Genomic DNA, 13,637 nt, shown 5'->3' on the forward strand with positions numbered 1-13,637 from the left:
TATCCAGCCTTATGGACTCGTTGGCTATCGAAGCTTGCACTTTCATAGCCTGCTAGAAAAGCGACTCTAATAGATAAAACTCCAATAAGCGACCAAAAGTGTTGAGTTTACTGGAATGTCTTGCACCCTCTTGTTTAAGTAGCTGTAGTTCCTTACTACCGAGCCATTGTCCGTTTTTAATAACGGCGAATGGAGACTCTAACGCAGCCAGATTGTCTAACGGATCAGATTTCACGATGATCAAGTCAGCATTTTTACCTTTCTCGACACTTCCGATAGTTTGATCTCTACCAAGAACTTGAGCGGCATTAATGGTTGCAGACTTTAAAGCTTCAAATGCCGATAAACCAGATGCTTGCAATAACTGAAGCTCCCAATGCGTAGCCTGACCAGGAATTGTAAAAATAGCTCCGGTATCTGAACCAAGAATCATTTTGACATTATTTTCCTGCAGTACCTTCACAATACGTGTGAGAAACTGATTTACTCTAAGGTTGTACTCCGCCATGTTACTATCAGCAGACAACCACCTCTCGACGGAATTTCTTCGCGCATAGCTTTGAAATAAAGGATTAATATACTCTAGTTGTAACGAGGTAATATAAGCGTTCTTATCAACACTCATTTTAGTTAAGTGGTCGTATACCGCTAACGTAGGTGTTAAGGCTACCTTCATTTCTGCAAGCTTTCTCGCCGCCTGTTTGAGCTTTAGCTCGTCAAATTTCCATTGCAGATATCCGTCATAAATCTCTTCGACATGTTCAAAACTCGATAATTCACCGATAAGCTGCGGTTTTGTTTTTAATAAATCGTAAGAAGGGTGCCCTGCCACAGGGAACGATAGAATTTTTGCTTCCTCCAATATCGCAGCGTAGACTTCAGAACTCAGTGATTCGTATACTTTAATAAAATCGTATCCCTCTTTTTTATAGCGCCTGACAAGCTTTCTGGCCTCTTCTGTATTCGTAACTATTTTCTGAGAATAAGGATCCGAATACTCAATGCCATTAATAATTGGCGATGCAGTCACAATATCACTTCCTAACCACTCCCCTTCTCTGAGCTCATCTTTCCAGCGAAGGTGCATGGGAAAGCCCCCCATATTTCTAACGGTAGTCACGCCATATGCAAGAGTACTTTTGGCATAAGACCGATCAAGGATATGCACATGCATGTCAATCAAACCAGGTAAGATAAATGCGCCCTGTCCATCAACCAATTTAAATTCTGCGGCTATGCGGGATCCTGCGGGTCTAATATCCCAAACCTTTCCGTTTTTAAGCAATAGCTGTTTAGCTCGAAGTACTTGGGAGTCACTCATGCTTATTATATTGACATTGTCTATTGCCAACGCGACTTCATGATTCACCGCGAGCATCGATCTCGCTGACTCAAATCTGGCAGATAAAATTGGAAAAACTGCGGTAAGAAATACCAAAGAAATGAAGACCAATATTAGCCTTAATGTGAAACGAGCTTTTCTGTTAATACTCATGAGTTTGCTCCATACGGGTTCAATTTCAGAGTATTTTTCAATGAAACGCTCACAAATGCGTCCAGTTTCTTGATTATGGACCTTTTTGGATGAATTTCTGTTTATTAATCAATCAATAAATGAAGGCTTCTATTTTTGTTCGCTGAGTATGGAGTTCAAATACTGAGAAGGTGTCATTTTAACCTCCCGTTTAAAAATCGAATTTAAACTTGATTTAGAATTAAAGCCTGTTTCTAATGCGATATCCAGTATTCGAGCATTTCTGCCCTGCTTTTTAAGACTATCTTTTAACGCTTGCACACGAAGTCTATTAATGTAATTACAGAAACCGCCTTTATCTGTCTGATTGAATGAAGCCGATATATCTCTGATATTGAGGCCAGTTTCCTTCGCCAGGTCATCTAATGATAGTCTTGGCTGCGTATATAGCTTTTTGCTGAGAATTAATCTTTCAAGTTCTTCAAATATAGAATGATAATCGTCTTCGCCTGAAGGACAAACCGGCGAAGCTTTATCAATCACCTCTTTTTCATACTTTGCAAGCCCGTCAAACAGTACGGGCTGACGTAATGCTTTAAATATTAACGAACTAATTATTAATAATCCGACAAAATTATTTACAAGCTGGCCGGCTTGATTAGTCACTAAGGAAATATAGGGCTGCAAATTAAGCCTGACCAAATCAAGTAGATTTGAAGTTACCAGGATTACTAATACGTAATATACCCAGGTTATCTGCATAGTATCTGCCGCTGATGACATGGCGTATGATGCTTTTTTATATCGCGTTAAAAGCATTACTGAAAAATACAAATAAATAAGCTGGCTAAAGGTTCCTAAAGCGATCACGGCCTGTGGCCATTCAGTAAATGGCAAGGCGATCACCATGGGAATTAAATGAAGCAATACGCGTCTTTTGGACAAGTCACTTTTAAATACCAACCCCTCCACAAAAAAGAATATAAGCGGACCACAAGCAAGAGTAAATATCGGCGTTATCAAATATACCTCTCGACTATTACCAACTTCTTCGAGAAGATTAAATGCCATAGATATTAACCACATGACAAGTAGGAGCATAAGGCCTCGAAACCTTCGATGATTTAGCAACAGCAATATTCCAAATCCCGCCTGGAATACAAAAACTGCTTGTACAACATTAATAATTTGAAACTGCATAGGAAACTGTTTAGGAACCTGAATAAGAAGCTCTTGTTGCGCGTTGCTTTGTAGCAATATTACCAAACCAACAAAGAAAATTACTCGCACTACTTTTGTATATTGCGTTTACAATAATTGTACACCATTAGCCATTACGATTGTGTACAAACTAACACGCCAAGAAAGACATTCTCACGCAGAGATACAACAGCTTTTACACTACTACGATTTTTGTTGAATAAATCTTGATATGTTCTAATATCAAAAGGTGTAGATAAATAATAATAAAACCATATTAATCAGAAAGTTACCTTATGCCGCAATATTACAGAGCGCTTTTAAAGAAGTTTCGTTCAGGCTACTCAAAAAGTTTTTGCCTTTTGTTCGTCAATTTTTTCATTAGTATAAGCTCTTTTCATGCGTTCTCTTCCGAGGTTGAGGCTAGTTCACAGCAAAACCAGAATGATGTGGATATTCTAAACATTAGCCTGGAAGAGCTAATGCGATTAACAGTACAGACTGCCACCAAGAAAGCTTCTACTCTTCAGGAGACTCCCGCGATTGTTTCAATCATTACCCAGCTTGATATCAAAAACTGGGGGTATCGCTCCGTTGGTGAATCTCTGGCACAAGTTCCGGGGCTTTACGGAATCTTCGATTACACAGGGTTCAATTACGGCATTAGAGGCATCAATGGCGGTCAAAGAGCTTACTCAAGAATCATGAAAGTGATGATTGACGGAGTTGCAATCCCTTTTCGAGCAGACTCCACCAATTTCTTTGGGCCTGAATTGATTCCCATGAACCTTGTAGAGCGAATAGAAGTGGTCAGAGGGCCAGCTTCCGCACTATACGGAGAGAATGCTTTTCTTGGTGTGGTTAATGTCATTACTAAGTCCACAAAGCAGCTTCCAACTGAAGTCTCGGTTGCTGTGGGCGATTATGATTACACTAGTATTGAAACTTCTACCGCTAGTGATCTGGGTGACTGGAGATATAAAGTGGGCCTCCATAAAACTTATTCAGAATATGATGGTTTGCAACTTCCTCTCTCTTCACCTAATTATGGATTTTATGAGGACAAAGTCTCGCAAAATTCAGAGTTTTCACCTCTATCACTATACTCAAATTTAAGCTTTGGTTCTGGGGAATACCAACACTCTATAACCGGAATCTATTCTCACCTCAAAAGCAAGTCAGAATTTCTGGACTTTGGAACTTTGAGCCACGAAAACAAAATATCACTAATTAACTGGAATCTTTCCTACAAACTTGACTGGCAATTTAATGAACAAAGCGAACTAAAGATGAAGGCCGCTTATACTAATGGAAAACCAGGAAGTGATGAAAGACTGAGCCTTAACCTTGAAAATAGCTATCCCAAACGAGAATTTAATTCTCAGACTCTGGAGCTTATGACGGAGTATCACTATCAGACCTCTGCAGAATCTAGTTACATTCTAGGGTTGGACATTACGTCAGATAGGGAGTCTTTAATTGAGATTTTCTCGGTGGACTCATCTTCCGGCGAGGTCACCAGATTAACACCCGACTCTACAAGTAGCACTCTGGAGAATATTGGAATTTATCTCCAATATACTCGACCTTTTGGTGAGAAAAGACGCGTTACACTCAACTACAGAAATGACAATCATAATATCTACGGTAATCATCATAATTATCGACTGGGCCTGGTCCAAAAATTTAGCCCTTCCTTTTCCGCCAAGCTACTTTATGGCACATCATACAAAGCTCCCGCAGCAATGCAACTATATGCGCAACCTTTATATCCAGGAGAAGTCATTGGCAATAGTGAGCTAAAAGCAGAAGAAGGTAAAACTGTTGAAACAGAATTAACCTGGAGGGTATCACAGCAACAGGTATTAATTCTCGATATCTGGGCGAATGAAATCACTGACAAAGTAGAATTGTTGCCGAATGGACCAAATATTCAACCACAGAATTCAGGCAGGCAAGAAGGCAGCGGGTTAGAAGTCGAATACCGATGGATCAGGGCACCACACTCATTGGCTATCAATAGCGCCTTCCAGAATATGAAGAATAAAACAAATCTTCTATTCCAGCCCGTCGAAGTGCTACCAACTAACCTTTATCCCAAGTTAACTGCTCACCTCAAATACCGCTACCAGATTGGCCCGGCTACCTCGGCTGGTTTTTCTGTGCAATACGCTTCCGAAAGACGAGCGTCTAACCAGAATATCAGGGAAAACTTTTTTGTCCCCTACTCGCTGGAATCTTATACTTTGCTTAACTTTTCATTTCTCAAAAAGTGGAATAATTTTTCAATCAATTTAAACTTAAACAACGTTTTGAACGAAAGTTATGATGAGCCGGGCTTTGGTGGTATCGATGTCCCTGGAATGTCAAGAAACTGGTATCTTAAATTTGGTTATGAACTTTAACAGCAAATTAAACATCATATTTTCAAGCTTCATATTTTGCTGGCTATTGGCGTGCAATACCGAAGTTGATGATCGTCATCCGGAAGTAAAAAACTCTCAGGTAAAAATAGGTATCCTTGCACCACTTACTGGACCTTTGGCTGGTTTTGGACAAGACTTTGAAAACACTGCCAGAATGGCTGCGAATGAAATAGATGCGCTCGGAGGAATAAATGGGCAATCAATCGGCTTTATAGTGAGAGATAGTCGATTGGGTCGCGAAGATTCTGAGCAGGCCGCTCTACAAGCTACACAGGAGTTGATTGAATCTGGAGTAATAGGCATTATCGGACCAGCAGGAAGCGGCACTACAATTACAATTGCGCCAACAGCTATCGCTAACGGGGTTCCTATAATTTCTCCTTCAGCAACATCTCCAGCTTTAACCGAGCTTGATGATTCAGATTTGGTCTGGCGTACCGTAGCTTCAGATGCCTTTCAAGGAAAATTCCTTGCAGAGCAGCTTATTCTGGATCAGGTTAATTCGATCTCCGTGATCTATCGAGGAGATGCCTATGGAATAGGTTTAAAGCAAAGTTTAATAGACTCTTTTACTCAGCAGGGAGGAACGGTTCTCGCCGAAGTCCCCTATCCGGCAAATAAAGAAAACAACTTTGATAGCCAGGTAAGCGATTTGTTTGCCAGCGGAAAACCTGATGCGATTGTGATTATCAGTTTCGTGACTGACGGGGCAAATATTATGGTATCTTTGGCCAATAGCAGTCAATCTCCAATGCCTATACTTTATGGTGTTGATGGAAATAAACGAGAAGAGCTTTTAGAAAATGCACCAAAGAGCTTGCTATTGGGAATGAAAGGAAGTGCCCCCACTGCTCCTGCTACTTCACCGAACTATATAGCCTTTGCTCAAAATTTTGAAAGGTACTTTAACAAGCCGCCTCCGGTATTTACCGAGTCAACATATGATGCTGTTTACCTGCTCGCTCTGTCCATGGCCGTAGCTGGTGAAAACTCTTCGGCAGCTATCAAAAATAACCTTAGAAGTTTATCGAAAGCAGATAGCATAAATCCGGTAGTTATAAACGTAGGCTCACAAGGATATAAAATTGCACTCGAAAATTTGACACAAGATCTTGATCTTGAAGGTGCTGCCGGAAGCATTAATTTTGATGAGTTTGGAGATGTTACTTCAGGTAACTACATCGCTTGGGAAATAATCGAAATAAATGGGCAACTCACATTTGATACAATTCGTGAAGCTGCCTTTCCTTAAAATTTCTGGTAGATACACTGCTCAAATAAAGCATTACCTTAGACTACGATTTTAAAATCTGCATCATCCAACAGGTTAAGCTCACTGCCGATAATTTCTCTAGAAGAAAGCTTTTCCAGAATAGCAATACCCTCTTCTCTTTTTTCCATTGATAAAGGTAAATATGGAAGGCGAAAAACCGGCTCAATTGCTCCAGTCATCGAAAGCGCAGTGTTAATACTGATAGGGTTCGGTTCACAAAATAACCATGCGAACAAAGGAAGTAGTCTTTTGTTCAGTTCTTCATCTTTTTCATTCATCAACTGAACCATCAGTTTGGGTACCAGGTTTGATGTCACAGAAATAACGCCGTGACTGCCATATTCGTGTCGACCTAAAAATGCTTCGTCATCATTTCCAGACCAGCAGGCAATACCTCGGCTTTCATAAAAGCTAATTCGTTCGTTACCACTACACTCTTTAACCCCAATAAAGTTTTCGTGTTCTGCTAGTTTTTGCATTACATCTTTTGAAATATCCTGACCGGTTCTCGACTCTACGTTGTAGACGATGGCGGGACCGATTTGCAAAGTTTTGCCGATATGAGTTTCGACACCAGCGGGAGTCGTTTTACCATAATAAGGATTGATTTGAAGTGACGCATGCATGCCTGAAGCAAAACCGTATTCAGTCGCCTTAATGGCTTCTCTTGTGTTATTACTGCCGGTATTTCCAATTATGACCAGCTTATCGCCGTATTTACTCACACTGTGAGCAATCAACATTAAATGCTCTTCCCAGTTAAGGAGATGGCCTTCCCCGGTTGTTCCACCAACCACTAAACCATCACAACCCGCTGCTATTTGCGCATCAACAAGTTTGTCATAGGTGTCTAGATCAATCTCACCGTTAGGCTTGAACGGAGTTTTTATTGCAGTGATAACGCTGGAGTCTAAAATACGCTGTGTCGTCATTTTTCTATGCTGAGTTTTATAAGAATGGCGTAATTTTAGCGTCGAAGAAAAATTTTCCTAATAATTTGATGTTATGGCCGTATCTCAAGTATAAAAATGCCCCCACGAATCGCCGTGGGGGCACTGCTATAAACTCTTTGACCTAGTGCTTTATTTCTGCAACTCTCGCAGATTTTTCTAAACTAATTAAATCAACAAGAATATTTGCCGTCTCATTCAGTTTACTGTCTTCCGGTTCAGTCAACTCCGTGTTTTCATCAATTTCCAGGATTGGCTTCTTGCCCAAGGCTGCTCGTCTCTCATTTTCTCTTTCCAGACGCTTCTGTTTGTCCTGTTTTCGTTGGCTCTTTCTTTCATCAATATTCAAGCTGATTGTCTTTTTAGCACGACGCTCATTTAAGATATTAATGTCTGAAATCAGATAGCTGAACTCTCTGTCTTTAACGATCCTTTCTTTATGCTTCCTTGTGAGAACTTCCACATAGTTCTCTACATCTCCCGCTTTCTCATATTTGGCAGGTTTGATAACATCCCACTCGAGAGCAGAATCATAACTTTGCTCTCCAAAATCTTCTCTCGAATAAGGGTCTGGAAAAGCTATATCTGGAACAACGCCTTTTAGTTGGGTACTTTCTCCGGTAATTCGGTAGAATTTATTAACAGTCAGTTTTAACGCACCGAAACCAGACTCTTCCGAACGTACCTGCTGATTGAGATCAAGAACGGTTTGTACAGTCCCTTTACCAAAAGTCTGTTCTCCTACAATCAATCCTCTACCGTAGTCCTGAATAGCCCCGGCAAAGATTTCAGAAGCGGATGCACTCGACCCATTAACTAATACTGCAAGCGGTCCATCCCATACAGTACCAGGATCTGTATCTTTCAGAACTTCAACTTGTCCTCTCCTATTACGATCCAGAACCACAGGTCCTTTATCAATGAACAAGCCAGTAAGCGAGGTGGCTTCAGAAAGTGCACCACCACCATTCGAGCGTAAGTCGATAATCAAAGCATCTATCTTATTTTTCTCTTTCATTTCTTCGATGAGCTTTTTTACATCACGAGTGGTACTTCGGTAATCTTTCTTTCCTTCGTAACGAGCTTTAAAGTCGACGTAGAATTTGGGCAAGTCAATCACGCCGACTCTGTGCACACTATCTTTGTCGTTAATTTCGATAACCTCAGACTTAGCCGCTTGCTCTTCAAGTTTAACCTTTTCTCTGACAATCGAGACAACCTTAGTTTTGCCGGTGACTGTGCTATTGGCTGGTTCGATCTCGAGTCGAACGACGCTACCGGCATCTCCGCGAATCAGGTCTACTACATCATCCAGGCGCCAACCAACAACGTCAACCAGGGGTTCATTATTTTGACCGACAGCAATGATCTTATCATCGACACTTAGCTCTCCAGACTTATCTGCTGGTCCGGCTTCTACAATCCTGTTGATTTTTGTGTAAACATCATCAGTTTGTAGCACAGCCCCAATACCCTCGAGAGATAGCTTCATATCGATATTAAAATTCTCGGCTGTACGAGGAGAAAAGTATGACGTGTGAGGATCGACAGTGTTCGCATAAGCATTCATAAAATAGCTAAAAACATCTTCGCTATTTATTTGAGCAACCCTGCGCATCGCTACTTTATAACGCTTGGTCAAAATCTCTTTCGCTTCTTCAAAAGTCTTGTCAGCTAACACAAGATTAAGCGCGTCATTTTTAACTCTTTTTCGCCAATAATCATTAATCTCCTGTTCACTGGTTGCCCAGTTGGCATCTTCTCGATCAATTTCAAAACTCTCTTTGACCGTAAAGTCCATTTTGTTTTCTAACATACTTATCGCAAAATTATTCCTTTCAGACCAACGTTTCTGAAAAACACTGTATATTTCAAATGAAGGACTCAACATACCGTAAGATATAGAATCATCCATTTTGTCCCGATACTTTTGAAAACTATCTATGTCGCTTGCAAGAAAATAGCTTTTATTAGGATCCAGCATTTCAATATAGGCGTCTAATATCTGAGCGGACTCTTTATCCCCGAGTTTAGGCTTTTTATAGTGATAGTCATGAATGAACCAGGAAATATAACGACTTGCCTGGTGATGCACCGACTTTGGCGAGACATTAGCCATCTTGATATCGTCTAACGCCGCTATTCGCCTATCGATATCTTTACTTGCAATTGCAGTAAATGAAGTAGCTAGCGCTACAGAGAGCAAACCCGTTTTACAAAGAGACTTTAGTTTAATCATTAACTTCTTGGTCCTGATATTGCGACAATTTTGCAGCTTCATTCGTAACTCCGTATAACTGATACTTTAAGTATAGTTGCCTTTAGCCTTAAAGTTGCTACGAATGCGTTTTGAACAACTAACCAATATTATCGACTTGTTTTGGTGTTCATCGTTCACTTTCTAGGTAAATTAATAACGCCAAAGTCAGCAAAACTCAAGGAAAACGAGCCCAATATCAACAACCATTGTAAAATAATGTGTCTTTAGTTGAGTTTTTATTGAATATTGCACAAAAAACAGACGCGAGAGTTTAGAAAGGAATAAAAAAGCCGGTAACATCATTCACCGGCTTTTTCACAGCTATTAGACGAAACAAGCTACTTGAAGGCCTGGATCCCGGTTTGTGCTCTACCTAATATTAACGCATGAATGTCATGCGTTCCCTCATAGGTATTAACCGCTTCCAGATTAATCATATGACGGATAACATGAAACTCATCACTGATACCATTCCCGCCATGCATATCACGCGAGGTACGTGCAATTTCAAGCGCTTTACCGCAAGAATTACGCTTAATTAAAGAGATCATTTCTGGCTTGAATGCTTTAGCATCAATGAGTTGACCGACTCTCAAAGCACTTTGTAAACCGATGGTTATTTCTGTCTGCATATCTGCCAGCTTCTTCTGAAACAACTGAGTCGCAGCCAATGGACGGTCAAACTGCTTGCGATCGAGTCCGTATTGTCTTGCTGAATGCCAACAAAACTCAGCCGCTCCAAGCGCCCCCCAGGCAATACCATATCGAGCCATATTCAAGCAGCCGAATGGCCCAGATAAACCTCTGACTTCGGGGAACATATTTTCTTCTGGAACGAAGACTTCATCCATCACGATTTCGCCAGTTATAGAAGCTCTTAATGAAAATTTTCCTTCGATTTTTGGCGCACTTAACCCTTTCATCCCTTTCTCTAGAACAAAACCACAAATGCGATTGTCATCTGCTTCATTCTTGGCCCAGACCACAAATACATCCGCTACAGGAGAGTTTGTAATCCACATTTTATTACCTGTTAAAATGTAGCCTCCATCAACCTTTTTAGCTCGAGTTTTCATACTCGCCGGGTCTGATCCGCTATCAGGTTCAGTTAAACCGAAACAGCCGATATATTCGCCTGTCGCTAATTTGGGCAAGTACTTTTCTTTCTGTGCTTCTGTACCATATGCATTAATCGGATGCATTACCAAGCTCGATTGAACACTAAGAGCTGAGCGATAACCACTATCTACTCGCTCCACTTCTCTTGCGACCAAACCATAGGAAACATAGCTCACACCAGCACAGCCGTACCCGTCAATTGTTGAGCCCAAAAGTCCAAGCTCCCCCATTTCACGCATTATTTCGGTATCAAATACTTCGTTTCGATGAGCTTCCTGTACGCGAGGAAGAAGTTTTTCCTGAGCGTAGCCGTGAGCCATGTCTCGAATCATTCGCTCGTCTTCATTTAATTGCTGATCTAATAGGAATAAATCATCCCAGATATCCAAACTCATAGTCGTTGCCACTCATGATAATAAAACCAGTCCCCATTTAATTATTGCTCTAATTTCTGGGGGAGAAAAGAGCGCTAAGTCTAGCCAAATTTGGTGAAATACACCAGTGAAAGAAGGCAATTTAAGGTCGGATTTGTATGACTTCAGTCATACAAATCCGATTTACGTTTTAAATCCCGCGATGAATCTCCTCTTAAACCCAGACCTGACTGTATACAAAGCTTTGTTAACAACTCTTACAGAAGAAACAGAGTACTCGTCATATATTCAAAGTTAGTCGACAAGTTTGGTATTGAAGCTATAATTTAAATATATGAAATCTATGAATGTTTGAGCTATTTAGTTATAAAACAAACTCTATATAAAACGACTCTTATTTAAGAAGTACACAATGCGTATAAAAAGTAAACTTGAAAGTTGGTTAAATTATGAACGACCACCTGCGCGCTTTCCGATTTGCGATTTTGGCAAATTAAGTTATGGCGTTAGGCCAGGCGATGTCGTTCTGGTCGAAGGCAGGAGCCGAGTAGCCAACGTCATCAGGGTTATTACCCAGAGTCGATGGTCACACTCAGCCCTTTACGTTGGCCGTATTCACGATATTCGAGATGAATCGAGGCGGAATCAATTACTGGAGCATTTCAACGCGACACCTGACCAGCAACTATTGATTGAGGGGATTTTAGGCAAAGGAATGATAGTTACACCATTAACTGACTATGCAAAAGACAATCTGCGAATCTGTCGCCCTTCCAGCTTATCAGCTTCTGATGCCCAGGCAGTGATTAACTACACGATTGATCGTTTGGGCGTTGGATATGATGTAAGGCAGCTATTTGATCTCGCTCGCTTTATCTTTCCCTGGAGAATATTGCCCAGAAAATGGAGAAGCTCCCTGTTCACGCGTAACCCGGACATATTGACTAAGACCGTATGCTCTTCGCTAATTGCCGAGGCTTTTTATTCTGTTCAATACCCTATACTCCCATTATTTAGAAGAATTGGAAAAGACGGAGTTGAACTAATTCCGAGGAACACTCGGCTGTATACGCCTGCAGATTTTGATTACTCTCCATACTTTGATATCAAAAAGTATCCTTTCTTCGGCACTTCCGGTGTTAGTCCCTATAGAAATTTACCCTGGAATAAAGACGGCGTCGTAGGCCATGGTGAACAGGACTTTGATGTCTACCATAAATCATTCTCGAGAAAGTCTAAAATTTAATGCAAAAGCATTTAAATTGCAGCTATCAACTCACAATCTATTGGCCCTTTCCAGAAGTGTAAAACTAAGCACGAATAAGTTTTATTGGAAAATGATATAAAGATTAAAGTTTTCGAAAAAAAATTTGAAATTAATTCAGGCTGGACTACATTTAAATTAAGAGTTTTGTTAGAGAGTGTACTCAAACTTTAGGAAATTTTTCTTCTTCTACTTCCCCTACCCCAGGTAATCTGCGAAAGAGCCTGGGCTTTTTTTTATCTCACAAAATCCATAAAAATGCCGGCAATGCTATAATGCCGGCAATATAGGTGCTTTTAATTGCTAGTCGTGCTTTTCCATATTAATGGACAATACATCACAATTAACCTGGTCCAGAATTTTCTCAGATGTACTTCCCACTAATCCTGAGTGGTAAACATTCCCCAGAACCAGTAAGTCTATATCAAATCGCTCCACCATCTCGGGAAGCAAAGTTTCCGGATAGCCTTCTTCTAAGACCTTGTCACCATCAGGGAGAGAAAAAGGAGCAACAATTTTATCGAAAGCTTCCTTCTGTGTTTTGTGCAATTGCTCGACGTAAGCTTCGTAATTTTCTTCACCCATTGTAAAGTCGGTTGGTCCCATTCCGACTCCCATTCCAAAGCCAATATCACTCCACAGTTGGTATCCTATAGGATCATAACAATGGCCTACCTTTACCTTGCCGCCTAGCTTATTAGACAATGACACAGCATTCGACACTATATGTGAGTCAAGCTGTTCTGGCTTGTCATGATGATGAGACGGATCAATTGCGGCAAATATATTTGAATATGCCGGCCCAGTTTCTTTTTTTGCAAGAATCAAAGGAACGGGACAGGCTTTTAACAACTGCCAGTCATTAGGCGTGAAGAAAACCTTATTGATTGTCGGATGATGGTGAGTCGACTTTATAACTAATTGAGCCTTGCTTTCTTTTGCTTTTTGGATGACTGCTTCATATAAAGGTTTGTGCCAGACTATATCAATGTCACAACCAATTCCTTCTTTAGCAACTTCTTCCTGATAAGTCGTGAGCCATCGCTTTTGTGAGTTGATAAAACCTTGCTTCGCAGCTTCAAACTCTTCACTGCTAAAAAACAAATTGCTTACAAGACCTCGGTTATATACCGCCAAAAATAGCTCGATATGACTATCAAATTCTTTGGCTAAATAAATTGCCTTGGCGAGAGCTGGTTGTTCTTCTCTATCCGGATCCAGGCAAACTAGAATCCTGTCTAGTGATTGCATCGTAACTACCCCTTATCGTTGATTAATTTGGACCTTAATCGCAGTG

General features: G+C 40.7%; 9 protein-coding genes. 3 read left to right on the forward strand and 6 right to left on the reverse strand.

The features are described 5' to 3' along the window. Window positions 1-52: 52 nt before the first annotated feature. Window positions 53-1,495, reverse strand: coding sequence for an amidohydrolase family protein (locus tag IYN84_RS05225; protein WP_196138100.1), 1,443 nt, complete (start codon window positions 1,493-1,495; stop codon window positions 53-55). Between the two features lie 129 nt (window positions 1,496-1,624). Further along, window positions 1,625-2,764: a helix-turn-helix domain-containing protein gene (locus IYN84_RS21640; protein ID WP_196138101.1), complete on the reverse strand. Its 1,140-nt coding sequence runs from the start codon at window positions 2,762-2,764 to the stop codon at window positions 1,625-1,627. 392 nt (window positions 2,765-3,156) lie between these two features. Between IYN84_RS21640 and IYN84_RS05235 the strand changes: the two genes are divergently transcribed. Continuing rightward, the gene (locus tag IYN84_RS05235; protein WP_196138102.1) at window positions 3,157-5,079 is read left to right on the forward strand and encodes a TonB-dependent siderophore receptor; all 1,923 of its coding nucleotides are present in this window, start codon (window positions 3,157-3,159) and stop codon (window positions 5,077-5,079) included. Continuing rightward, on the forward strand, window positions 5,069-6,352 hold the full coding sequence (locus IYN84_RS05240; RefSeq protein WP_196138103.1) for an ABC transporter substrate-binding protein: 1,284 nt from the start codon (window positions 5,069-5,071) through the stop codon (window positions 6,350-6,352). Before IYN84_RS05235 ends, IYN84_RS05240 begins: the two co-directional genes overlap by 11 nt. A gap of 38 nt (window positions 6,353-6,390) precedes the next feature. On the opposite strand, the gene dapA is transcribed toward IYN84_RS05240, so the two are convergent. The 3 genes from dapA to IYN84_RS05255 form a co-directional block, all read right to left on the reverse strand. Then, complete coding sequence (dapA, locus tag IYN84_RS05245; RefSeq protein WP_196138104.1) at window positions 6,391-7,305, reverse strand: 4-hydroxy-tetrahydrodipicolinate synthase; 915 nt, start codon at window positions 7,303-7,305, stop codon at window positions 6,391-6,393. 142 nt (window positions 7,306-7,447) lie between these two features. After that, window positions 7,448-9,604 carry a carboxy terminal-processing peptidase gene (locus tag IYN84_RS05250; protein ID WP_196138105.1) on the reverse strand — a complete coding sequence of 719 codons (2,157 nt, stop codon included), beginning with the start codon at window positions 9,602-9,604 and terminating at the stop codon, window positions 7,448-7,450. Window positions 9,605-9,921: 317 nt separating this feature from the next. Then, complete coding sequence (locus IYN84_RS05255) at window positions 9,922-11,097, reverse strand: acyl-CoA dehydrogenase (RefSeq protein WP_196138106.1); 1,176 nt, start codon at window positions 11,095-11,097, stop codon at window positions 9,922-9,924. Between the two features lie 391 nt (window positions 11,098-11,488). Here IYN84_RS05255 and IYN84_RS05260 point away from each other — a divergent pair, with 391 nt between their 5' ends. Then, complete coding sequence (locus IYN84_RS05260; RefSeq protein ID WP_196138107.1) at window positions 11,489-12,322, forward strand: YiiX/YebB-like N1pC/P60 family cysteine hydrolase; 834 nt, start codon at window positions 11,489-11,491, stop codon at window positions 12,320-12,322. 321 nt (window positions 12,323-12,643) lie between these two features. On the opposite strand, the gene IYN84_RS05265 is transcribed toward IYN84_RS05260, so the two are convergent. Then, window positions 12,644-13,591 carry a universal stress protein gene (locus IYN84_RS05265; RefSeq protein ID WP_196138108.1) on the reverse strand — a complete coding sequence of 316 codons (948 nt, stop codon included), beginning with the start codon at window positions 13,589-13,591 and terminating at the stop codon, window positions 12,644-12,646. Window positions 13,592-13,637: the final 46 nt, after the last annotated feature.

It is taken from the genome of Aliikangiella sp. G2MR2-5 (genome assembly GCF_015687155.1).
In the GTDB taxonomy this organism is placed as follows: Bacteria; Pseudomonadota; Gammaproteobacteria; order Enterobacterales; family Kangiellaceae; genus Aliikangiella.

Bases quoted from the DNA above. Each gene is read 5' to 3' on its own strand.
- IYN84_RS05225 (WP_196138100.1), bottom strand. From the start codon at position 1,495: ATGAGTATTAACAGAAAAGCTCGTTTCACATTAAGGCTAATATTGGTC.
- IYN84_RS05235 (WP_196138102.1), top strand. From the start codon at position 3,157: ATGCGATTAACAGTACAGACTGCCACCAAGAAAGCTTCTACTCTTCAG.
- IYN84_RS05240 (WP_196138103.1), top strand. From the start codon at position 5,069: ATGAACTTTAACAGCAAATTAAACATCATATTTTCAAGCTTCATATTT.
- dapA (WP_196138104.1), bottom strand. From the start codon at position 7,305: ATGACGACACAGCGTATTTTAGACTCCAGCGTTATCACTGCAATAAAA.
- IYN84_RS05250 (WP_196138105.1), bottom strand. From the start codon at position 9,604: ATGAAGCTGCAAAATTGTCGCAATATCAGGACCAAGAAGTTAATGATT.
- IYN84_RS05255 (WP_196138106.1), bottom strand. From the start codon at position 11,097: ATGAGTTTGGATATCTGGGATGATTTATTCCTATTAGATCAGCAATTA.
- IYN84_RS05260 (WP_196138107.1), top strand. From the start codon at position 11,489: ATGCGTATAAAAAGTAAACTTGAAAGTTGGTTAAATTATGAACGACCA.
- IYN84_RS05265 (WP_196138108.1), bottom strand. From the start codon at position 13,591: ATGCAATCACTAGACAGGATTCTAGTTTGCCTGGATCCGGATAGAGAA.